20 protein-coding genes are annotated in these 22,212 nt (G+C 69.9%); 13 read left to right on the forward strand and 7 right to left on the reverse strand.

Annotation, left to right across the window (positions count from 1 at the left end):
* Positions 1-25: 25 nt before the first annotated feature.
* The gene (locus SSBG_RS29605; protein ID WP_234010800.1) at positions 26-640 is read right to left on the reverse strand and encodes a TetR family transcriptional regulator; all 615 of its coding nucleotides are present in this window, start codon (positions 638-640) and stop codon (positions 26-28) included.
* A gap of 125 nt (positions 641-765) precedes the next feature.
* Here SSBG_RS29605 and SSBG_RS29610 point away from each other — a divergent pair, with 125 nt between their 5' ends.
* The gene (locus tag SSBG_RS29610; RefSeq protein WP_008749688.1) at positions 766-1,704 is read left to right on the forward strand and encodes a zinc-binding dehydrogenase; all 939 of its coding nucleotides are present in this window, start codon (positions 766-768) and stop codon (positions 1,702-1,704) included.
* A gap of 509 nt (positions 1,705-2,213) precedes the next feature.
* On the opposite strand, the gene SSBG_RS29615 is transcribed toward SSBG_RS29610, so the two are convergent.
* Positions 2,214-3,128: a transposase family protein gene (locus SSBG_RS29615; protein WP_008749689.1), complete on the reverse strand. Its 915-nt coding sequence runs from the start codon at positions 3,126-3,128 to the stop codon at positions 2,214-2,216.
* A gap of 269 nt (positions 3,129-3,397) precedes the next feature.
* Here SSBG_RS29615 and SSBG_RS29620 point away from each other — a divergent pair, with 269 nt between their 5' ends.
* Positions 3,398-4,540 carry a hypothetical protein gene (locus SSBG_RS29620; protein WP_008749690.1) on the forward strand — a complete coding sequence of 381 codons (1,143 nt, stop codon included), beginning with the start codon at positions 3,398-3,400 and terminating at the stop codon, positions 4,538-4,540.
* A gap of 64 nt (positions 4,541-4,604) precedes the next feature.
* Here the strand turns inward: SSBG_RS29620 and SSBG_RS29625 are convergent, their stop codons facing one another.
* A complete protein-coding gene (locus SSBG_RS29625; RefSeq protein ID WP_106429472.1) occupies positions 4,605-5,654 on the reverse strand; it encodes an NlpC/P60 family protein in 1,050 nt (349 codons plus the stop codon).
* A gap of 518 nt (positions 5,655-6,172) precedes the next feature.
* Here SSBG_RS29625 and SSBG_RS32365 point away from each other — a divergent pair.
* The 8 genes from SSBG_RS32365 to SSBG_RS30420 are packed head-to-tail and all read left to right on the forward strand — an operon-like array spanning position 6,173 to position 14,676.
* Complete coding sequence (locus SSBG_RS32365) at positions 6,173-6,652, forward strand: hypothetical protein (RefSeq protein WP_008749692.1); 480 nt, start codon at positions 6,173-6,175, stop codon at positions 6,650-6,652.
* 4 nt (positions 6,653-6,656) lie between these two features.
* Positions 6,657-6,977, forward strand: a complete 321-nt coding sequence (locus tag SSBG_RS29635) for a hypothetical protein (protein WP_234010801.1) — start codon at positions 6,657-6,659, stop codon at positions 6,975-6,977.
* Between the two features lie 10 nt (positions 6,978-6,987).
* Positions 6,988-7,782, forward strand: a complete 795-nt coding sequence (locus SSBG_RS29640; RefSeq protein ID WP_008749694.1) for a hypothetical protein — start codon at positions 6,988-6,990, stop codon at positions 7,780-7,782.
* Positions 7,782-9,299: a hypothetical protein gene (locus SSBG_RS35540; RefSeq protein ID WP_037872328.1), complete on the forward strand. Its 1,518-nt coding sequence runs from the start codon at positions 7,782-7,784 to the stop codon at positions 9,297-9,299. The genes SSBG_RS29640 and SSBG_RS35540 overlap by 1 nt, the downstream gene beginning before the upstream one ends.
* A complete protein-coding gene (locus SSBG_RS29650; protein ID WP_037872329.1) occupies positions 9,296-10,747 on the forward strand; it encodes an SCO6880 family protein in 1,452 nt (483 codons plus the stop codon). The genes SSBG_RS35540 and SSBG_RS29650 overlap by 4 nt, the downstream gene beginning before the upstream one ends.
* A 5-nt stretch (positions 10,748-10,752) precedes the next feature.
* Positions 10,753-12,345: an ATP-binding protein gene (locus SSBG_RS29655; protein WP_008749697.1), complete on the forward strand. Its 1,593-nt coding sequence runs from the start codon at positions 10,753-10,755 to the stop codon at positions 12,343-12,345.
* Positions 12,342-14,081, forward strand: coding sequence for a type IV secretory system conjugative DNA transfer family protein (locus tag SSBG_RS29660; protein ID WP_008749698.1), 1,740 nt, complete (start codon positions 12,342-12,344; stop codon positions 14,079-14,081). Before SSBG_RS29655 ends, SSBG_RS29660 begins: the two co-directional genes overlap by 4 nt.
* Positions 14,071-14,676, forward strand: a complete 606-nt coding sequence (locus SSBG_RS30420; RefSeq protein ID WP_008749699.1) for a DUF4913 domain-containing protein — start codon at positions 14,071-14,073, stop codon at positions 14,674-14,676. The genes SSBG_RS29660 and SSBG_RS30420 overlap by 11 nt, the downstream gene beginning before the upstream one ends.
* A 395-nt stretch (positions 14,677-15,071) precedes the next feature.
* Here the strand turns inward: SSBG_RS30420 and SSBG_RS29670 are convergent, their stop codons facing one another.
* Both SSBG_RS29670 and SSBG_RS29675 read right to left on the reverse strand, forming a co-directional pair.
* Entirely contained in the window at positions 15,072-16,457 is a 1,386-nt protein-coding gene (locus SSBG_RS29670) for a hypothetical protein (protein WP_008749700.1), read from the reverse strand.
* A 1-nt stretch (position 16,458) separates the two neighbouring features.
* Positions 16,459-17,352 carry a nucleoside hydrolase gene (locus SSBG_RS29675; protein ID WP_234010802.1) on the reverse strand — a complete coding sequence of 298 codons (894 nt, stop codon included), beginning with the start codon at positions 17,350-17,352 and terminating at the stop codon, positions 16,459-16,461.
* A gap of 435 nt (positions 17,353-17,787) precedes the next feature.
* Between SSBG_RS29675 and SSBG_RS30425 the strand changes: the two genes are divergently transcribed.
* Together SSBG_RS30425 and SSBG_RS29685 are read left to right on the forward strand one after the other, a co-directional pair.
* Positions 17,788-18,915, forward strand: coding sequence for a serine/arginine repetitive matrix protein 1 (locus tag SSBG_RS30425; RefSeq protein WP_234010803.1), 1,128 nt, complete (start codon positions 17,788-17,790; stop codon positions 18,913-18,915).
* On the forward strand, positions 18,912-19,982 hold the full coding sequence (locus SSBG_RS29685) for an integrase (RefSeq protein ID WP_008749703.1): 1,071 nt from the start codon (positions 18,912-18,914) through the stop codon (positions 19,980-19,982). Before SSBG_RS30425 ends, SSBG_RS29685 begins: the two co-directional genes overlap by 4 nt.
* A 171-nt stretch (positions 19,983-20,153) precedes the next feature.
* On the opposite strand, the gene SSBG_RS29690 is transcribed toward SSBG_RS29685, so the two are convergent.
* Positions 20,154-20,894, reverse strand: a complete 741-nt coding sequence (locus SSBG_RS29690; RefSeq protein ID WP_008749704.1) for a helix-turn-helix domain-containing protein — start codon at positions 20,892-20,894, stop codon at positions 20,154-20,156.
* 9 nt (positions 20,895-20,903) lie between these two features.
* Positions 20,904-21,167 carry a hypothetical protein gene (locus SSBG_RS29695; RefSeq protein ID WP_158677852.1) on the reverse strand — a complete coding sequence of 88 codons (264 nt, stop codon included), beginning with the start codon at positions 21,165-21,167 and terminating at the stop codon, positions 20,904-20,906.
* Between the two features lie 515 nt (positions 21,168-21,682).
* Between SSBG_RS29695 and SSBG_RS33500 the strand changes: the two genes are divergently transcribed.
* Positions 21,683-22,171 carry a hypothetical protein gene (locus SSBG_RS33500; RefSeq protein WP_008749706.1) on the forward strand — a complete coding sequence of 163 codons (489 nt, stop codon included), beginning with the start codon at positions 21,683-21,685 and terminating at the stop codon, positions 22,169-22,171.
* Positions 22,172-22,212 lie beyond the last annotated feature (41 nt).

Below are 22,212 nucleotides of genomic sequence, written 5' to 3' on the forward strand. Positions count from 1 at the left end.
CTCCTCATCGTCCGCGGCCTTCCACTCAGCCCTGCGCCACGCCGTCGAGAACCACCTGGAACACGTCGGTGACCGGACGCAGAGCACTGTCCAACTCGTCGATGTCGACCACCTCACCCGCAGCGGCCCACAGCCTGAGCACTGCGACGTAGGCCCCCTGAACAGCGCCACCGATCGCAGCCGAGAGCGGAGCGTCGACGTCGAGTCCGGCACGCTCCGCCACATACCGGCTCACCGTCTCGGCCCACACGCGCCAGTGCGCGGCAGCCTCCCCGACGAGCGCGGGGTCCCGGTCGAGCACACGGAACCGGTCGAGCCACGAGTCCGGCGCCGCCGCCTGGGACAGCCGCGTCGACCCGACGACCGCCGACCGAACGGCCGTCATGACGGGCACCTCACCGGCGTCACGCAGGGCCGCCCGCAGCCGCTCCACAGCGCGGTCGAACTCACCCCACACGATCCCGGCCTTCGAACCGAAGTAGCGGAACAGCGTCGAACGCCCGACGCCGCCGGCAGCCATGATGGCCTGGAGTGTCGTCGCCTCGTAGCCGTCACGGAGCAACAACTCGAAGGCGATCTCCTCAAGGGCCTCGCGGGTCGAAGCCGGCGGTCGCCCACGGCGAGGGCGGGGGGTAGTCATCATCCGAGCCTAGAGGAGTATTTTTGGGACTGGGTGCCAATACGACCCGGCCGGCCGGTTGCTCACGAGACGGGCGCCGGCACACCCGTCACCCGCCGAGAGACAAAGCGTCCAAGGAGCAGACGATGCGCGCATGGCAGTTCACCGAAGTCGGAAAACCTCTCACCCTGAACGAGGTGTCGGCACCGTCACCGGCCGCGGACGAGCTCGTGGTACACGTCCGCGCCGCTGGCCTCTGCCACAGTGACGTCGGATTCCTCGACGGCACCCTGACTCCGCTGCTGCCGTTCCGGCCGATCACACTCGGCCACGAGATCGCGGGAACCGTCTCTGCCGTGGGATCCGGTGTGACCCGGTTCACCGTAGGCCAGAGAGTCGTCATCCCCGCGGCCATCGAAGGCCCGGGAACCTCGAAGAACGGCGGGTTCGCGGACGAGGTCGTCGCCCTCGAACGACTCGTCGTCGCCCTGCCGGACGGGGTGCCGTTCGATCAGGCGGCAGCCGCAACCGACGCGGGCCTCACCTCCTACCACGCGGTCTCGGTACAGGGGCAGGTCTCCGCAGGCTCCCGAGTCGGGATCATCGGGCTCGGCGGGCTGGGCTCGCTCGGCGCGCAGACCGCGCTCGCACTCGGCGCGAGGCTGTTCGTCGCCGAGAAGAACCAGCGCGTGCACGATTTCGCACGCTCGCTCGGCGCCGAGAGGGTCGCCGACGACATCATCGACTTCGCCGGTGAGAACCTCGACGTGGTCGTCGACTTCGCCGGCTTCGGGACGACCACCGACGGCGCGATCCGATCCGTCCGCCGCGGCGGACGGATCGTTCAGGTCGGCCTCGGCCGCGCGCGCGCCGAGATCGACCTCCAGGCGCTCACCCTCAACGAGGTCGAACTCGTCGGCTCACAGGCAGGGACGAAGGAAGACTGCGCGGCGGTGCTGGATCTCGTCGCCGACGGCAAGCTGTCCTCACGCATCACCGAGATCGGCTTCGAGGAGATCGCCGACGGAATCGGCCGGCTCCAGCGCGGGGAGGTCATCGGACGGCTGGTCGCCACGTTCGGATGAGACCCGACTGCCGTACAAGTTCGCCGCGGAGGCGCCTATCGGTGTGATCAGGTGGCGACTGGTCCCGGCGCGTCCCGAGGATGACCGCGGCCAGCACCTCGCCGCCCCTGCGCCGACGCGGTCCTCCGTTCCGCGGCATACCGGTGGCCCCGGAACCACCCGATCGAGCATCTCTCCCAGGTCTTCCGGTGCCGGCCGCTCGGCGGGCGCACGCCCCGGGCCGCTGCAGGACTCCACCGGAAGGACAGCGCGTCACCGCCGACTGGGCCTTGCTGGGTCATCCCCTGCGCGCGGGCCGTACCCTTTTTGACCTGCACGTTCAGGATGGCTTTGCTTTCTCTTTGTGCGCTCGCGGGGATATCGGCGGGTTGCCCCGCCGAGGTGGCGCCTGGCTGAGCCGGGCGTCTTCCCGTTTCGCTGGGCCCTGCTTCCCCGCCCGGGGGCGGGGAAGTCTTACGAGTTGGTGCGTGATAGCGGGTGAGGTGTGTTTGCCCTGCTCACGGCCGTTTTCAGATGCTGGTGTTGCGGTCGGAGACGAGGCCGGCGATGGCGCGGTAGGTGTCGGGCAGGCGGTCGCGGCGATGTGTCCAGCGGGTCAGTTGCTTCCAGCGTTTGTGATCAGCGAGGGCGTGTTCGACGGTGATGCGGTCGGACGAGTGGCCGTGGCGGTCGCGTCCCCGTTGTTCGACTCTGTCGGGCAGTGCTCCCGGCCGGGGTTTTCTCGGCGGCGTGATCGCCTGCCCGCGATGGTCGCGGCTCAGCCCCAGGTAGCCGTCGTCCAACAGGACCTCGACGTCGGGGAAGTGCTGGAAGCAGATGGCGATGCCTTCGTCGCGGGCGGCGGTGGCGTCGTGCATACGCCCAGGTCGTAGGGCATCGGTCCATAACGTGCGGCCCCGCCAGCCGGCGATCACGGTGGCCTTCATCGTGTTCTGCTTCTTCTTGCCCGAGACGAATGCGCGCCGGCCGCCGCGGCCGGCCGGTGGCCGGCGGACCTGGATCCCGGTGGCGTCCAGACGCAGCTCGACACCTTCGGCCTGGGCGTAGGCAAACACATCTGCCAGAGTCCGAAGCCGCAGGCCGGGACGGTCGGGAACCGCGCACCCCCGCTCCGCCAAGAGCGTGCGCACCTCTCCGATCGCCCGGGTGACCGTGGATCGGTCGACACCTGACAGCAGCCCCAGCACCGAGTGCGGCAGGTCGTGCCGCAGGTGGATGAGTGTGGCCACCAACCGGTCGACGAACACCAGCTGATGGCGGGCGCCGGCGCCTTCGGCCCGCTTGCGGGCCCCGCCTCGCACAGCATGGCGGCGACCCTCGACCCCGGCCTGCCACGGCTCGGCCAACTCTTCGACCAAGCACGCAAGATGACGCCGGGAGAGCCCCGTGAACAGTCGATGCGCCAGCACCGCCCGATTGACCATGATCGCCACAGCGGGATCATGCCATCCACGTGGCACGACACCTCACCCGCTATCACGCACCAACTCGTTACATGGCGACTGGACGGGTGGAGTCGTCAGCGCGGTGCGACGACGACTGCCACCGGCAAGAACCCGTCGCCGACGTCCACGGGCGGCACCGGCCGCACCGGTGGGCCGCGCAAGACGGGGGCGCCCGGACCGACACGTCGGCCGCCGGGTGACGAGCAGTGTAAGGGCCCGCGACGGGCCCGGTAACGAGGGGAGCGAACATGTCGATGCCGACACCGGAGGAACGCCCCGGGGAGGCGTTCACGGAGGCCGCCGCCGAGGCGGTGCAGACCTCCATGATGGCGTTCCGTCTGGTGATGGCCATCGCGGACGCGGTGCGCCGTCAGCAGCAGAAGAAGGCCGGGAAGGAGGACGAACTCCCGGACACCAAGAAGGCGGCGGCGGAGGCCTCGGAGGAGGTCAAGAAATTCCTGCCGGACGACATCGCCACGGCGTTGCTAGAGGGCGCGGACTGGCCCCAGCTCGCCCAGCAGCTCATGGCACTCAAAGCCGCCGGGGTCGACCTGGAGACGATGCTCCCGCGCGTCGGCGAGATCACCGTGGACGTGCGGGACCAGGTCGCGGCGAACGCCGAGAAGATCAAGCGCGAGGGCACCGAGGAGTGGGCGAAGGCGCTGCGCGAGACGCTGCCGGCGGGACCGGTGCGCGAGGCGATCCTGTCCTCCCCGGCGTGGCCGGAGATGGCGCGGACGATGGCGACGATGGACGAGCGCGGAGTCGACGTGCGGGCTCTGCTCGCGGCCGCGCACGAGGAGGGCGTCGGCGTCGACCAGGCGGTCGCCAAGGTGCTCGCGGCCGGGGAAGCGCCGACCACGAGCCGGGACGCGAAGCTGTCGTACGGGCCGTTGACGACCGGGCTCGACATCCCCAAGGATCTCGACTTGGGGGACAGGGAGCGGGCCCTTCGGCAACTCTCGATCGCGCCGTCGGAGAACGCGAAGTTCACGCGCATGGTGCGCGAGGCCCTGCCCGGCGCGGAGCGGGAGGCGGACCTGCTGGTGACCTCGCGTCAGTGGCCGCTGGTCGCCGCCCGGATGGCGGACATGGAGAGCAAGGGTCAGCCGGTCGCGGAGCACCTGGCCCGCCTGTCGAAGGACCCCTCGTGGCAGGAAGGCCCGCAGACGCAGATGGGGCGGCGCCTGATCCAGGCCGCCAACGATGCGCTGCGCAAGCCGGTCGGCGCGGCGGGGCCGAAGGTGAGCACGGCGGCCGCGAGGTCGACGTCGCCGAGCGTGGGCCCTACTAAGCCGGCCGCGAAGGGCACGGCCGCGGCGACGGCCACGCCCGGCGTGGCCGCGCACCGGGAGGCCGGGCCCGCGCCGAAGAGTGGCAAGACCCGGTAGAGCACGGCCGGACGCACGTGTGCCGCAGACCGATCGTCGGTCTGCGGCACACGTCGTTTCGGGGTCAGGGGCGGGTGGCGCCGTAGTAGTCCCGCTCGGGCATCGCGGACGTCAGCGGGGCGAGTTCGACGTTCTTACCGGTGCGCGGCGCCTGCACCACGTTGCCGTCACCCGCGTAGATCGCGACGTGATAGATCCTGCCGCTTCCGCCGTGCGACCAGAACAGCAGATCGCCCTCCTTGAGGTCACTGCGGGAGACGGGCCGGTCGGACGTGGCGCCGTACTGCGCGGACGCCGTGCGCGGCAGTTTCAGCTTGGGCGCGAAGGCGTACTGGGTCAGCCCGGAGCAGTCGAAGCCGGTGGTGCTGGAGGCCACGCAGTCGCCGTTCAAGTAGCCGTTGGTGCCGTCACAGAAGCCCTTCGACGGGCCGGAGGGTCCGCCGCCACCCCACGCGTACGGGGTGCCGATCCGGCCGACCGCCTTGCGCAGCGCGTCGGCTCCCGAGCCGTGCCCGGAGACCTGGATCAGGCTCGGGCCCTGGAAGCGCGGCAGGTAGCTCAGGATGAGCTGGACGTAGTTGAAGGTCTCGCCCTTCGCGAACGATTTCGGCGGCACTCCCTTGAACTGCTCGACCCGGCCCCATCCGGCGTTGTAGCCGGCCAGCGCGAGGGCGCGGACGTCGCCCGGGTAGCCGGAGGACTTCGCCTGCTTCAGCAGGGAGCACATCATCCGGCCCTGTGCCATGACGGCGTCGCCGATGTCCCACAGGCTGGCCTCCCCGTTGCCGTCGTCGTCGCGCGCCCACGTCGCATAGGTCGAGGGAAGGAACTGAGCCGGGCCCTGCGCGTTGGCGGAGCTGGTGGCCTCCTCCTTCGAGGTCTTGAACTTGCTCTCCTGCCAGAGCTGCGCGGCCAGCAGAGCCGGGGTCATCGCCTGCTCCTTGCAGGCCTCGTCCGCCTTGAGAATCCACTCGCGGAACTCGGCGGGCACACCCTTGAGGCCGCCGCTGGAGCTGGTCGATTCGGTGGCCGATGCGTCGTCGCCGATGACCACACCCACCACCGCGAGGAGCGCCAGGACGACCAGTCCTATGACCGCGGCGACGGCCCCCATGAGCACCTTCACGTGCTGTCCCCCCGTGCGTGTTCTCGCTTCGCTGTCGTGCCGGTTGTGTGACTTTCTGCCGTACTAGATCACGAGTTGTTTGGCATGTGCGCCTCCATTCGCCGGGGCCGGACCGGCTACGAGAGCGCGGCTCACGTAGGGTCGGGGATCAGGTTTCAGGTAGGGCGATTTCGCACAACGAAATGCCGCCCTCTTCATTTCGCACGGCGAAATGGAGGCGTCCGCGCGGAACCGTTGGCGACTCGGGGGTGTGGCTGTGGGTGTGTGTGTTGACGCTGTGACTCCGGCCGGAGTGACCAGCCGGAACGTGTTCGCCGTCTCGAAACAGCCGCCGCTTTGCAGGCAAATCCCCGGCCGCCGTGCGCTGTTGTAGAGCGACACCTCTGCCTGACCTCCGGCTCTCGCGAAAACACCACCCAGGTTTGTCGGGGGTTCACGCTAGCCTCAGTGATCCCAAGAACCCAATATCGTGACTTAAACAAAGGCATACAGGGGGGAGTTGCGGCATGACCACCCAATCGGTGACATCAACCCCGGGCACTGGTGCGCCGGTTGCCCTCCGGTACGCGCTGATGCCGATCGACATGGGTGTCGGCATTGCAGTGGCGACGGTGGCGAAGATGCTCGACAACGACGCCGGCGGCGCCCGGGCCCGAGTCCTGGCGTACGGGGAGCACATCCCGTACGGCGCCTCTCCGGTGCTCGTGGCGGACACGACGCTGTACGGCACGCACATGGTCGAGCAGACCCTCCAGCGGTGGGGCTCGCTGCCCCGGCCGTGGCTGGTGTGGGTGGCCGACAGCCCGGCCCGCCCCGTGCAGGACGCCCGGTTCCTGGTCCGCGCCCTGGAGGGGCGGCTGGCCGGGGTGGCGAGGTTGCCGTACCTGCCCGTTCTCCGGGCCGTTAAGGGTCCTGACGAGGCCCTGGAGTACAAGAACGTTCGGTCCGCAGCCGAGAAGCTGCGGCACACGATCGAAGGGAAGTGAGCAGATGGCTATGGAGCGGGTCGCCGCGTTCATCCTGGCGGCGGACGACGACAAGAAGAAGGGCGGCGGCAGCCTCATTCCCGGGGCCAAGCCGACGAAGATCCCGGGCATGGAAGGTCCGGTCTCCGAGATCTTCGGCTACGGCCTGTGGCTGCTGGTCCTGGCCGGGGTCGGCGGTGTGGCCTTCGGCGTCTACAAGCTGGCCGTGTCGGACAAGAGCCGCAACGGCGGCGGGTCCGAGCCCTTCAAGTGGATGGGCGGGGGGCTGGCCGCGGTCATCTTGTCCGGATCGCTGATCGCCATCCTCAACGGCATCGCAGGCTGAGGCGGGGGACATGGGACGCACCAGGGGGACGTGGAACACCAAGGGCACCTGGTTCGCCGGCGCCGCGCTCGCGGCCGTGCTCGCCCTGACGGGCTACGCGGTGTTCAGCGGCGGCGACGACGGCGGGGACACCCCGGCCAAGGGCCCGAGCGCGAGCGCGAGCGGGTCCGCCTCACCCGGCCCGACGTACGCGCCGCCGGAGGACTGGACGGAGCCGGACCAGTGGTCGGCACTTCCGCGGGGGAAGCGCACCGACGACCGGGGCAGTCAGGTCGGCTTCCCGAAGACGACCGAGGGCGCGGTGTCGATGATGGTCGCCGCCAACGCGACCGACATCGAGGGCGAGAAGACCAACACCGACGAGCAGCTCCGCATCTACCACTCGTACATCGGCAAGGCGGACCAGTCGTCGGAGAACGCCGAGCAGATCGAGCTGCAAGCCCAGCAGAGCGACAAGTCCCTGGCCAAGCAGATGGGCGTGAGCCCCGGCCAGTCGCTGCCCGCGGGCGCGTACGTCCGCAACACCGTGGTCGGATACAAGATCATCCAGAAGTCCGACACCGAGGTCAGCGCGTGGCTGCTGACCAGGGTGGTGCAGAAGAACGGCGAGATGGAGAAGGAGAAGGGCTCCTATACCCGGACGCTGGCCGGTGCGCAGTGGGAGGGCGGCGACTGGAAGCTCACCGGCGACGCCACCGCCCGCGCGCAGAAGGACGTCCAGGGCCAGACGCAGCCGCGGATCGTCGCGCCGGGCGACGCCGACTTCAACAGCGCCGGATGGACGGCCATCCGGGAGGCGTCGTGATGCGCCGAGGCGTCATGGGGCGCCGGTTCGCCGCGGTGCTGCTCGCCCTCGCCGCGGTGTTCGGGGTGTCCGTCGTCTCGGCGCCGCAGCCCGCGCGGGCCGACGGCATCATCAGCAACACGATCGAGGGGGCCTGCCGGGTCACCACCGGCTCGGTGCTCGGGACGATCCTGCACCCCGGCGGCAAGCTCACCGGCATCGGCGGCCTGACCGGCTCGGACATGTGCGACGCGGTCGGCGACGTGGGCGAGAGGGCCATCAAGGATGCCTGGAAGAACGTCTGGGACTCGGTCTTCGGCGACATCATCAAGTCCGCCCAGGACGTCACCAAGTGGATCATCAAGAAGACGCTGACCCTGGCGCTGCTCGGCCCGTCGGTCGACCTGAAGGGCACCGGCCTGTGGGACGGCAAGGCCACCTTGGCGGGCATGCTCGTGTGGCTCGGGCTGGTGATCGCCGCGTTCGGGGTGATGTGGAACCTCGCCAAGATGGCGATCACCGGGAAGGCGCAGCACGCCGGGGTGGCGATGAAGGGATGGGTGGAGAACATCGTCCTGTCCGCCCTCGGCGTCAGCTTGTTCGCGTTCCTGCTGACGCTCGGGGACGCGCTGAGCGCCGGACTGGTGAAGGCCACCTTCGATGACGACGGGCAGGCCTACGAGCGGTTCATCGCGGTCCTGCTGCCCAACGCGATCTCGAACCCCATCACCCTGCTGTGCATCGTCGGCGTGCTGCTGCTGATCGGCTTCATCCAGATGGTGATGATCTTCCTGCGGCAGAGCGCCATCCCGATCATCTGCCTGCTGATCCCCGTGGCCGGCGGCGGTCGGACCGGCGGCGAGGCCACCCGGAAGTGGGCGCCCAGCCTGATCACCTCCGGCATGGTCATCGTGGCCTACAAGCCCACGGTCGCCGTGATCATCTGCACCGGGTTCGCGGAGTTCGGCCACTCGAAGACCCTCGCGGAATGGCTGCGCGGCTGCGCCACGCTGGTCCTCGCGGTGCTCGCCCCGGGCCCGCTCACGAAGATCTTCGCGCCCTTCGGGGCGGCGGTCGGCGCGGGCATGAGCGCAGGGGGCGCCAGCGGCGCCCTCGGCGCGGCCGCGGGCTACTTCGCCGGGAAGGCCGGAGGCGACGGCGACGGAGGCGACGGCGGCGGTGACGGCGACGGCGGCACGAACGCGGTCGAGCACGCGAAGTACGTCGAGCAGAGCATGGGCAGCCAAGGCCAGGGCCAAGGCGGCGACGGCGAGGACGGCGGCCAGGGCGGCGACGCCCAGACGCAGGCCGCCCGGAACGAGACCGGACGCGTACCCGGACAAGGCGGCGAAGTCGACGGCGTTCCGGGCGTCGGCACGCCGGGCACCACCGAGGCCGTGCAGGGCACGGCGGGCACCGCCGGCACCAGCACCGCGGCGGGCGCGCTCGGTCCGGTCGGCGTCGGCATCCAGGTCCTGGACGGCGTCAATGACGCGGTCCAGGGGGCGAGCGGTCAGATGGGCGGAGAGAACCAGTGAGCACCCACGAGGTGCCCAAGACCTTGATGGTCGAGGGCTTCCGGGCCCGCCGCAGCTTCGGCTTCGGCGGGCTGTCGCGGAACGCGACGATCTTCGCGGCGGTCATCCTGGTGGCGGACGGCCTGATCGCCACCCAGGCCCCGCTGTCCCTGCTGGTCACTCTCCCGGTGACCGGCGCGGTCTTCGGGCTCGCCGCCGCGCGACGCCACGGCATGTCCGCACTGAACTACTACTGGGCCAAGGTCGCCTGGAAGCGGGCGGCAAAGTTCGACGCCACCTCCTACCGGCGCCTGCTGCTGCCGCACCCCTACGCCCTGGACCTTCCCGGCGTCGGTGCCAGCTCCACCCTGATCAAGGCGCACGACCCGACCAGCGGACGGCCCGTCGGCGTCGTCCACGACCGGGGGACCGGCCGCATGACCATCACCACCCTGCTCGCCCCGGGCGGCAGCCTCATGGCGCCCACCGGGGCCGTGCAGAGCAGCCTGCGCACCTGGTCGTCCGTGCTGGACGCGATGAGCACCGACGAGCAGATCAAGGCCGCGTCCGTCACCATCCAGATCACCCCGGGAGCGGGGGAGGCCCTCGGCGACAACGTCGCCGAGCGCAAGGACCCGAACGCGCCGCAGCTCGCCAAGAACGTCATTGACGAGCTGGTCCGCACCACCCCGCACGCCACCGCGAGCGTCGCTCCGTGGATGAGCGTCACGGTGGACCCGAACGCCTCCGTGAACGCGCCGGCGGACCTCGCCGAACAGGTCGCCGAGGCGCTGCGGGTGGTCGACTCGCTCGACCTGTCCGGCACGGGCACGGACATCGAGCGCCGGGCGACCGACGTCGACCTCCGCCGGATCGTGCGCAGCGCGTACGACCCGGACGTGTTCAACGCGCGGGACTCGGAGTTCGCCGATCTGTCGTGGGCGGAGTGCGGGCCGCAGGCCGCCGACGACGGCTGGGAGGAGTACGCGCACGATGGCGGCGTCAGCATCAGTTGGGTGCTGCGCGAGATGCCCAAGCGCCCCCTGCCGTACAGCGTCCTGCTGCCCCTGCTGGCCCCGGGGCGCTACCAGCGCCGCATCACCCTGCTGTACCGCGTGCTCGATCCGCACGAGGGCGAGGCGGTGCTGGAGCGAGAGATCAGCAACGCCCACGACCGGGCGCGGGCGACCGCCGAGGTCAAGGGCCGCGCGAAGTACAGCCAGAAGGCCGACCTCCAGCGCGCGGAACGGGCCGCCGCGCAGGTGGCCGGCGGCGTCCAGGTGGTCGACTGGACCCTCATGGTCACCGCCACCGCCCGCCGCGCTGCCGACCTGCCCGCCGCGCGCCAGGAGCTGGCCCGCGCGGTGAAGGCGACCCGCGGCATCCGGATGCGGAGCGCGTTCGGCGCACAGGCCGCGGTGTTCGCGGCCGGACTGCCGATCGGCTACTCCCCGCTGGTGAAGGACTGACGACGATGGGCAAGACCAAGTCCGTTCCGGTGACCACGCCCAAGCGTGTGGTCAAGGTGATCGAGCAGGCCCCGACCCGCGAGGAGCGGCGGGCGGAGAAGAAGCTGCGGGGCCGCTTCGCCCCGAGGTTGGGCTGGGGCGGCCGGTTCAGTGGCCGCGTCCCGGTCGAGGACACCGGCACCATCTACACCGGTCCGACCAGCCAGGCGGGCGGCATCTACCCCTTCCTCCTCGGCAGCGGTCTCCCGCCGCGCGGGGTGCCGGTCGGCCGGGATGTGCTCACCGGCGAGTTGGTGTGTATCGACCCGTCGGGATGGACCGGCAAGCTCACGACCAATCCCGGCGTCTGGGTCATGTCCCAGCCGGGCGCGGGTAAGTCAGCGCTGGTCAAGCGCGTGTGCATGGTCTACTCGGCGCTCGGGTTCATGACCTGCGTGCCCGGGGACGTCAAGGGCGAGTACAGCGACATGGTCCGCGAACTCGGCGGGTCGGTGGTCCGGATCGGCGACGGCATCGGCCGTCTCAACCCCTTGGACTCCGGGCCGCTCAAGGGGCGCGCGCAGTCGCTGCCGGTGAAGCAGCGCGAGGCCCTGCTGGACGTCCTCAACGGGCGCCGGTTGGAGACGCTGGTCGCCCTGCTGTCGACCAAGCACGGACTCGGCAAGGCCCCGAACGCGATCGAGCGCTCGGCGTTGGACACGGCCGTCCACGTCGCTTCTGCCGCCCAGTCGTCGGGGAGCGACCCGGTGGTCGGCGACGTCGTGCAGGTGCTGCGGGACGCGCCCGAGGCACTGCGGACCAAGCTCTCCGCCGAGGACGACCGGTACCGGGACCTGACGAGGGAAGTCGTCGCCGGGCTGGACAACTTGATCGGGGGCCCGTTGAAGGGCCTCTTCGACGGCCCGACGACCACCCCCCTGGACATCTCGGCGCCCGCCGTCTCGGTCGACATCTCCGCCCTGCGGGCCCGCGGAAATGACGTGGTCAGCGCGGGCATGATCGCCACGTGGGCGTACACCTACTCCGCGATCGACTCCGCCCGCAGTATCGGCCTGATGGACCGGTCCCTCGTGCTGCCGATGGACGAGATGTGGCGCGCGCTGCGGTCCGGCCCGGGCCTGGTGGACGCGATGGACGCCATCAGCCGTCTGAACAGGACCACCAACGATGTGACGATCTACGTCACGCACAGCTTGCTGGACGTCGAGGCGCTGCCGACGGAGACCGACCGGGCCAAGGCGCGCGGGTTGATGGACCGGTGCGACACCTGGGTGATCGGCGCCTCCTCCGAGGAGGAGCTGACCCGGGTCACCGGCAAGCGCAGCCTCACCGAGCAGGAGCGCATGATGATCGGTTCATGGTCGTCGGCGACGTCGACCGGGCTCGACATCGACCCCAGCTACGACGATGCCGACGGCGTCAACGTGCCCCTGGAGGAAGAGGGCGCACGGCACCCGGGCCGCGGCAAATACCTGATCAAGGTGGGTACCCGGCCCGGGATCGCGGCCTCGCTGGAGCTGACCGCGACCGAACAGCGGCTCTACCGCACGGACACCAACCGGCGCAGGAGGACGAGCGTGGGAGGCGACAGCCGATGATGACGGACAACGACCGGGCGTGGGCCGGCGGCGCGATCCTGGTCGGCGGCGCGGCGGCGCTGGCCGCGACGACGTGGGCCGGGGCGGCGGCCGGCGCGCTGGCGACCGGCGAGGACGTGGCACCCGCCTCCCCGCTGACCGTCTACCGGATGGTGAACGACTGGTCGACGGTGTGGTCGCAGTCGCAGACCGCTTCCATCGTCGGCGCCACCGTCGCCGACCTCGCGGTCGTGGTCTTCCTCGTGTGGGGGATGCGCTGGGCATTCCGCTGGTTCAGGAACCCGTCCAGCTTGGCGACGCTGCACCAGGTGCGCGAGCTGACGCCCAAGCACGCGGCCCGTACCGCGACCCGGTTGAGGGCCTCGTTGAAGGGCGTGAAGCCGAAGGAGCTTCCGGCCCGCGACCGGGGCGTGCTCCTCGGTGACCACATGCCGTCCGGGGTCGAGCTGCGGGGGTCCGACGAGGACACCTACGTCGCCATCATGGCGCCCCGCGCGGGCAAGTCGACCTCCTTGGCCATCCCGGTGGCGGAGGAGGCGCCCGGCGCCCTGCTGATGACCAGCAACAAGGCGGACGTCTACGCCGCGACGAAGGGGAGCCGGGCGAAGGTCGGGACCACCTTCCTGTTCGACACCCAGGGCGTCGCGCAGGCCGAGCGGGAGGTGTGGGTCGACCTGGTCGCGCAGGCCGAGACGCTGGAGGGAGCCGAGCGTCTGGCCAGCCATTTCGTCAACCAGATCACGAGCGAGCAAGCCGATCCTTTCTGGTCTCAGGCGGCCGGAGACCTCCTCACCGGCCTCTACCGGGCCGCGTGGTGGGAGGGAGCCACCGTCCGCGAGGTCATGAGGTGGCTGTCCGACCCGAAGGAGAAGGCGCCGCTCCGCGTGCTCTACCAGCACGAACCCGTGCTCGCAGAACAAGTCGATTCCTCCATCAATATTGCCGAAGAGACCCAAAGCGGGATCTACCAGAACGCGCGTACGGCGATGTCCGCACTGCGCGACGAGAAGGTCCTCGCGTGGGTCACCCCGGACAAGCATCGGGCCCGCTTCGACCCCGAGACCTTCGCCACCAGCACGGACACGCTCTACCTGCTGAGCAAGAAGGGCGGCCCGTCGAGCGCCCTGGTCGCGGCCGTCGCCGACGCGGTCTTCACGGCCGGTACCGAGGCGGGCGAGCGCCATAGCGCTCGCCTGCCCGAGCCAATGCGCGCCGTGCTCGACGAGGCCGCGAACATCTGCAAGATCGCGGACTTGCCCGACCTCTACAGCCACCTGGGATCTCGCGGTATCACGCCGTTCGTGATCCTCCAGAGCTACCGCCAGGGCGTACGGGCGTGGGGAGAGGTCGGCATGGACTCGATGTGGTCGGCGGCCACGAAGAAGCTGGTCGGTGTCGGGATCGACGATGCGAAGTTCGCGCAGGACATCAGCAGCCTGACGGGCGCGCACTACGTCGAGCGCGGCAGCTACTCCAAGAGCAAGGATGGCGGCAGCCGAAGCTGGAGCGAGCAGCGCGAGCAGGTGCTAGACCCCGCCGAGATCCGCGCCATGCGCAAGGGCACGGCCCTGCTCATGTCCACCGGCATGCCGGTCGCACAGATCGCGCTGCGGCCCTGGTACGCGGAGAAGGCGATGGCCCACATCGGCCCGCAGATGCGCGACGAGGAGGCCGCCATCACCAAGCGCGCCGTGGGCGCGTACGAGCTGCGGAAGGCGACGCGCAGTGGCCGATGAACCCGAGGGCGCCCCGGAGCTGAGCGTGCCGGTGGGCATGTTCGAGGACATCGAAGACCTAAAGGCCCAGGTCGCGAGCCTGACGGACCTGGTGAAGAAGCTGACCGGGGGAGCGGAGGGGGAGCCGGGCGAGGCCTCCGCCGACGAGGAGGAGTCGGCCGGCGGGGAGGCCGCCGCCGAGGAGGAGAGCGACGGGGAAGAAGAGGAGTGGCAGTACCCGCCGTTCATCCTGCTGCTCGACCCGCCGGAGTACGACGACGAGCTGCGCGCGCTGATCGAGTGGGTCGAGGGGGTGCTGGTGCCCGGCTACCTCGGGGAGCCGTCGGCCGATGCCCGGTGGTGTCACCTGTGGTGGGAGCACCCCGTGGCCATCGCCCGCCTGCACGCGGTGTGGCTCGCGTGGCAGGAGCTGACGGACCCGGCGTCCTGCGGGTACACCGGCCCCTCGGTCTGGCACCGCGACCATCTCGATCCCGCGCTCCGGGAACTGCGGGCGTCCACTGGCCCGTTCGGCGGCTGCACCAAGGGCGAGCACCAGATCGAGCACCGCATGCCCGGTCTCGTCCCCAGCGCCTGGACGCACGCCGAGGACTGAGCGAGCCCCCCCTCACGCTACTCGCTGAGCGGCGCGAGGGGGGTGTAGCAGGCGGCGCACACCGGAAAGGCGTTGGCGATGTACGGTCCGGGCTGGGGGCTGGGTCGCCAGCGAGCATCTCGTCGCTTAGTCCACCGCGAACTTCTCCTGGCTGGAGCTGACCGCTTGGGGAGCCAGCGGGCTGGCGACGGGCGATGAGAAACGGCTCGCCCGACTACGTGATCAAAGTCGCCATGCAGTGCCTGCCGGAGCTGATGAAGATCTTCGGAGTCACCGGGTGGAGCTTCGCGCCTACGCCACGGACGGAACGAGGCCCGCCCTCGTGGCCAGTACGCACATCTGCGCGGACGCCTGAGCCCCTAATTGGGTCAGGTCGGTCGGGCGGACCGCCGCGATCATCTGCCGCGCCCCCGCCCCGGCGCCTCGTCCGGCCCCCGACGATGGGGCATTGCGGCGCCATCATCGGCAGGTCCCGGCCCGGGCCCCGGCGGCCGCCGGGTGGTGGTCGTGGAGCGCTTACGAGCTGCTTCCGCCGACGGGCGTCCTCCTCTCCGCCCGGGAAGGACGCCCGTGTGTATGACCTCGTCGATGAGGTCTGCCCGGTGGCTGCGCGACGGTGCGTTTTCGACCTTCTCCCAAAGCTGATGAGTCTCGCGTTCAGGAATCCCTCGACCCGCAAGGTAGTCCTGTAGCCGAGTGATGACGGGGTGGTCGACGCGGTGAGTGATGCTGTCCAAGACGGTCTTCAAGCCGGGGTCCGCGTCGATGCTGCGCGCCGCCCATCGTCTGATCTCGTGAGTGGCCTGCTCGCCCTCACGCTGCCGCTGGTCGTACCAGTCCTGCGACTGCTGCCCGGGCGCGACCTCTTGCGCGAAGTCGTGGACCGCCAGCAGCGCCGCGGCCTTGGCCGCCTCCCGGGCGAGGGGATCCCTCCACTTCTTGGGGACGAGCAGCGGGTTGAAGCCCTGAAGCTGACTCCTGTCAGTGCGCTGGAGCACTTGGACAGGGCCCTCCGCGATCCTCAGCGGCGTGTCGAGGGGGCCGTGCAAGGTGTCCTCCAGGGAGTTGATCGGATCTTTGCTGGCGAAGGTGAGTCCCACATTGGGGTGGAGATCATCGAACGGGAATCCCTTGCCCTCACCCGTCTGTGCGGCCGCGAGATGCACGAGGTAGCCGCGCTTGCGGTGGGGGTGCGGATCATCCGGTGCAGCGCCGAAGCTGGCGTAGCGGCCCTGAAAGTCTGTGTGTGGGTAGATCGCCGTCAGCAGTTCCTGCACGGTCCCCTTGAAGCTGCTGTCCACAAGGGTGACGGCGCTCTCCGGCCGCCCGGCAGGGACCCCGGTGTCCCGCAGGTAGGCGGTCAGACGACGGTACGAGCCGGGTACGTCTTCGGCCGCTACGCGCCTGCGGGTTGCACGGAATCCCTCGTAGTCCGGAAAGCGGTCCCCACGGTTGGCCTCCAGGTCCTGGACCGCGGCCTCCACCACCACGCGGGAGAGCACGGCTTCGTGGCAGGACGCTGCGTAGAAGTCCGGCGCCAGCGCTCGGGTGGCGGCCGCAAAGGAGTGTCCGTCGCGGCCCAGGAAGACGATGCTGCGCCCAGCGGCGGCGTCCTGGCGTAGGTGGGGGAGCATCTGCGCCACGACGGAGGTGATCAGCGGAGCGTGGGTTGCACGGAATGCGTCGTATGCCTCCTCGACGGTCCGCTGGCCCTCGGGTGAGAGGCGGTAGGCGTCCTGAACGTCCTGTAAGCGCGGATAGGTCGTCTCGATCGGCTCCATGTCAGTCCCGCCCGCTGAGGCCCGGAGGCGTGGTCGACGAGGTCAGTGACGCGGCGAGCCAGCCCATGAAGGGCTGGTAGGTGGCCGCTATGCTCCACCGCAGGATCGCGCCCGCCTCTTCGCCAGCTCGGGTCGTGCGGCCGTGATCGTCCATCTCGATGCGAATCCGGTCGGAGTCGACGAAGGGCAGGTCCATCGCCGCCGTCAGCGTCAGGGCGTCGTGCTGGATGCTGCCGGGGTAGAAGTCTTCGAACCACCGGTCGAGGTGATCGGCGAGCAGCCGCGCCCACGGCACCGCGTCCGGCTCTCGAAGCCACTGGTACAGCGGGCTCGCAGCGGTGACCTCCATCGCCGGTGTGAAGGTGACTTCCGAGGCGACGAACTCTGGCATGCCAAGGGCATCGGAACTGACAGCGTCGAGGACAGCACGGGCGGCCGGCACGTCCAAGCGCATGTTGTGCTCTGCGCTCTCGGGGTCCCGGTACCGCAGGGCGCCGCCCATCTGTGTCACTCGTAGCTGAGCCCCCAGCTCGGGGGCGTCGGCCAACACGCGGGCGAGGTTAGTCAGAGGAGCCATGCCCACCCACCGCACGGGTCCATCGGTTCCGGCACATACCTGCCGGACTGCTTCCACGACACCGCTCGCCTGCTGCGGCACGAAATCGGGGATCAGCCCGTCGACGCAGTAGTAGCGTGACCCCCCCAGGGAGGCCCCTGCGACGGTCACGACATCACGACGGCCCAGCAGATCGAGCAGGTGGCGCGCGAACCGGGCCCGCTCGCCGTCGACCTCGTCGCCGGTGAGCACCAGGGCAAGTTCCGGAACTCGGCGGGCGGCGGCGGCAACGGCAAGCGCGTCGTCCGCGTCGCCACCGATGTCGGTGTCGATGATCATCGGGGCTTTCCCGAGATCGTCCGGCCACGGGACGCTGTCCGGTCCGGACTGGCCTAGCTCGGTCATCGCGTGCCAGTGTCGGCGCAATTGGGCTGGACTCTCGTTACGTTCTTCTCCCATGGCGCATCCTCTCAACGTGCTGCCTGGTCGGTCCTGAAGATCACGTTTCTTGCTCCAACGGAAGCCCCCGGGCTCCTGTTCGGTCTTCGCTATGAGCCTGGCCGCTCCCGGGTACGCCTTCGTGCGGTCCGTCGTGGTCGGGCGCGGCGGCGAGACCGGTGCGGACGGAGAAGCGGGGGCGGGGTGCGCTGGTCATGGCGGAACGGTAGCGGGAGACGGCATGGCGTCGGATAAGCTCTCCTTATCCGACGCGACAAAAAGGGACATGACGGCCGGTCGGCCCACGCGCCGGAAACCGGGAGGGGAATTCCGCGCATGAGCGAGGACGGCAGAACGACGAGCAGGCCCGCACCTCTGCCACGCCCTTCCCGGTGGCGGCCCTGGACGCCCCCGCCCGGCCCCGGGCACCTCGACTTCCCGCCCGTGCGCAACGGCCTCGACTTCCTCCAGAGCGCCGTGGGACACCTCGATGAATGGGAAGGCGGCGGGGCTCGCGACGTGAAGTACGCCGTCCTGCACCTCTACGCGGCGGCCGAGGTCCTCCTCAAAGCGCGTCTACACGCCGAGCACTGGACCCTCGTCTTCGCCCCTTCCGCCAAAGCCATCAAGGTGACGCACGAGGCCCTGGAGAATTACGAGTTCGACAGCGTGTCCCTCAAGGAGGCGATCGTCCGCCTTCGCAACATCGTGCAGGCGACCATCACGCCCGCCGAGGAAGCCCAACTCGAAGCACTCGGCAAGGACCGCAACAAGCTCCAGCACTTCGGCCTGACCGTCTCCGCGACCAAGGTCGAAGAGCGGACGGCGAAGGTGCTCGACTTCCTCATCCGCTTCTGCGACGAACAGCTCCTCCCCTACCTGACCAACGAGTCGGAGCTGCGAGAGGCAGAGAAGAGCCTGGAATCACTCAGGGAAGGACTGACCCGGGTCACCGCCTACGGCGACCAGCGCATGGAGCGCATCGGCAACGAACTGCGCAAGGAGGGCGTGGAGAACCGAACCATCGAGTGCCCCGAGTGCGAAAAGCTCGCCTTGGTGATCGAGGGCTCCAGGACGGGACTGCCTACCGAGGAGGACTCCCCCGACACGGCGACCTGCCGTTTCTGCGGACTGTCCAGGCCCACGGACATCCTTGTGCCCATGTACTTCGGAGGACGGGATGGAGCCCCGGAACGCCCCAACACGTGCCCGACATGCCAGCAGCAGAATCTCGGTACCGGAGTCCTCCTGCACGGAGCTCATGAGACATCCGCCTTCTGCTTCACCTGCCTCACCCCATTCCCGAACCTGGGCTGGTGCTCCGCCTGCGGAACCGCCACAGACCGTGGCGAGACCGGCTCGCCGCTGGATCTGTGCGAGTCGTGCAGTGCGTCCGGGGCCTTCGCGTACGACGGCCCCGAGGACTTCAGCATCGACGAGGAACTGGAGGACGGCACGCCATGACGAATACACCTGGCCTCGCGCCTCCAGCAGCGTCCGAGCATGCCGCGCTTCTCGAACTGTGGGCGCAGCGGCACGGCGTCGAGGCCGCGCGGCGCCTGGAGGAGGCCGAGGACCTCGCCGACGCGGTCGCCCGCGCCATCACCCCGGCGAACACGCTCGACACCTACGCGAAGGCGTGGCGGGTGTGGGCGCGGTTCTGCGCGGTCTCGGGCCTGCCCGAGACCGGGGCGACGCGCGGCTCCCTCGTCGCGTTCGTGGCGTGGATGCTGCGCGAAGGCCAGCACACCGGCATGGGCTACGCGCCGAGCTCGGCCTCCACCCACCTCGCCGGGGCGGTCGTCGGCCTGCGCGAGCGCGGCGTCCCCGTCTCCGGCGACGACCAGGGCGCCGCGCGTGCCGCGCTCGAAGGGCTCGCCGTCCAGCTCCTGAAGGACGGCGAGCGGCGCGGGCGCGGCAAAGCGGTGCCGGGCACGATCGCGGGGCTGCGCGCGATCGCGCGCTCCTGCCCCGACACCCTCGCCGGGGAGCGCGACCGCTCCCTCGTGCTGACCTCGTTCCCGTACGCCGCGCGCGCCCAGGTCCCCGCCGGTCTCCTCGCCGCCGACATCGAGGAGGTCGAGCACGGGCTCCTCATCGACATCCTCACCGGCAAGACGAAGCACTCGGTGCGCACCGCGAAGGTCCCGCCCTCCGCCGACCCCGAGCTGTGCGGCGTGCGCGCCTACGCCTCCTACCGGGCCCGGCTCGCCGCCGAGGCCGACCCGCGCTGGAGCGCGCCCGACGCGCCGGCCTACGTCGGGATCGACCGCTGGGGCAACGTCACCGGCGGCATGAGCTCCGACTCCGTCACCCGCGCGATCAAGCGCGCCTCCCAGCGCGCGAACGTCCCCGTCGCCTGGACCGGGCACTCCCTGCGCATCGGGCTCGCCTCGCAAGGACGCGCTGCGGGCAAGGACGCCGTCGCCATCGCCGACCAGGGCGGCTGGGCCCGCCACTCCCGCAGCATGCTCGGCTACATGCACCGGGCCAACGGCTGGACCGACAACGCCGCCGCCGGACTCACCTGACGAGGAAGTGCCTCGTGGCAGTCAGCGTCATCATCGCCGCTGGCCCGCGTCCGCAGGACCATCGCCAGCATTGCCGCCGCCATGATCCGGGACCTGAGGGACTGCGAGGGACCGTCGTCGAGCCGCTTACGGGTCCGACGGCGGCCTCGCGCAGCCACATAGGGACACCTCTCACTCAAGTTCGATGACCCGCGTCTCGCCATCGGGCCTGAACTCGTAGGCGCGGTCTCCACGAGGTGAGGTCTTTCGCACGAGCTGCACCGTGATGTTCGAAGCCGCCGCAGCATCCCTCGTCCGGTGTGTACGGGGCGGCGGCGGCACGTCCCGCACGACTACGACTCTGTTGTCGTGCAGGTGTGCCTGGCGCCAAGCGGCTTCCCACTGCGGCCAGAGGGCTGGAGGAACTTCGCAGGCTGTCAGGAAGGCCTGAAGCTGCGGGATACCGTACGGCACGGTCTCCTTGCGCAAGATATGGCTGAGGGTGGTGCGGGGCAGCACACCGTAGCCGCCGGTGCGTCCCTCCATCGTGCGCAGGCTGGGAGAGCCCGCCCTCTCGTACACGTTGAGCAGGGCCGCACTCAGCTCTGCCAAATTGCCGATGAACGGGGGCTTCGCGACGGCCTGCATCCTCCCTTTTCTCTGTCGCCGGGTCTCCTCGAACCGGGCGTTTCGCCACAGGCGGCGGGCTTCATCCTGCGGGGCCTCGCACGCTGTTGCGTAGCGGAGCACAGCCTGCAGCGTAGGAACACTTTTGCCGGAGGCGGCGCGGGAGAGGGTGGTTGCGTGACAGTCGGCCCGCTCGGCCAGGACCCGGTAGTGCAGGCCGGTGCGGTCTCGGTGACCGCGTAGCCACTCCACGAGCTCGCGCAGTGCCTTGTTGTTGGTGATCACCAAGGTTTCGGGGCGCGACATGATCCCGCCTCAGGCGAGGGTGCTCAGGAGCGCCTTCGCTCCCATCCGAAACCATGGACGGGGCGCGTTGGCGCCCAGGCTCACCACGATCACGGCGATGAGACCAGCGCCCGCGAGTACTTGCAGGACGATCGTGACCGGCATGCCCGCCAAGGCGGGCAACGCTGCGGCGAGCGTGAAAATCACGATGATCACGGCCGCCTCGGCGCCACCGAGGCGTCGGCGGAACGGCACTTCGTGCTCCACACAGGAGACGGGGACGGACTTGGGCATGGAAACCCCCTGCCTTGGGCGGTCGGTGACCATCGGGCCACCGGACCGGCTGCTGACTCCAAACGGGTACGCGTCACGAGCAGTTGCAGCCGCTCGGGTGTGGCGCGTGGAAAAGATGGTCGCAGGACTGAGCGACCGGCTTGGCCCGGAGGTCCGCTTTTCGGGCTAGTTGATGCGGCACCGTCCCCGTACGGCTTAACACCTGGCGGGCCTCCAGGGACGCCACATACTTTGTCTGCGGGCGAGGTCTCTAAGGAAGTCAAGCGTGCTGACCTGCGGCCATGCAAGAAGAGGCTGAGGCGGGGCTTCAGCAGGGTGCGGTGACGATCCGCGCATTGATGCGTCCGTGCGCCGATCACGGTTGCCGCGCGGTCAGTACCGCTGCGAACATCGCCGAAACAGGAGGTTGCGTCCGACGGGCCACCCCCTTGCCCTGAACGCTGCTGACTCCAATCGCACGCCGACCAGGGAGTACACGGCCCGACCGTTGCAGCGGGAGAGCCGACCAGGAGCCGGTGCCGTTTCAGCACCGGCTTTCTTGGTGTCTTGAGACCGAGCGGCGAGCGCACTTCAAGGCGGACAACGTCTTCGCCATGCCGGGCAGCGGGATGTCCTTGCTCCTGAAGGCCACGGCGGAATCAATCGCCCCATTCCGCTGTCTTCCCGGCGATCGCCCCGGTGCCGAACCTCGTAACGCCGCGACGCTGTGGCTTGCGTGGCTTACCCCGCTGTCCTCCATCGTCCTGTCCGGCCCGCCCCGAGCACTGCGAAGGGCCGAAGAAGACCCGACCGGAAGGACAGCCGTGACCCACGCCCGCAATTCGCTCCCGCCCCAGCCCGACCCTCCGCGCCACGACGACGAGCTCACCGCCGTCGCGACCCTCGGCGCTCTGGGCGGCAGCGTGTACGTGCTTGCCGAGCACCCCGCCCTCGTCGGTCCCGTCACGGGAGCCGCGGCGGTTGCGGCGCTTGTGCTGGCCCTCATGACCAGCCGGCGCATCTGAGGCCCTGCAAGGAGCCTCGTGGGACCGCTCGGTGCGCACGC

The organism is Streptomyces sp. SPB074 (assembly GCF_000154905.1).
Taxonomy (GTDB): Bacteria; Actinomycetota; Actinomycetes; order Streptomycetales; family Streptomycetaceae; genus Streptomyces.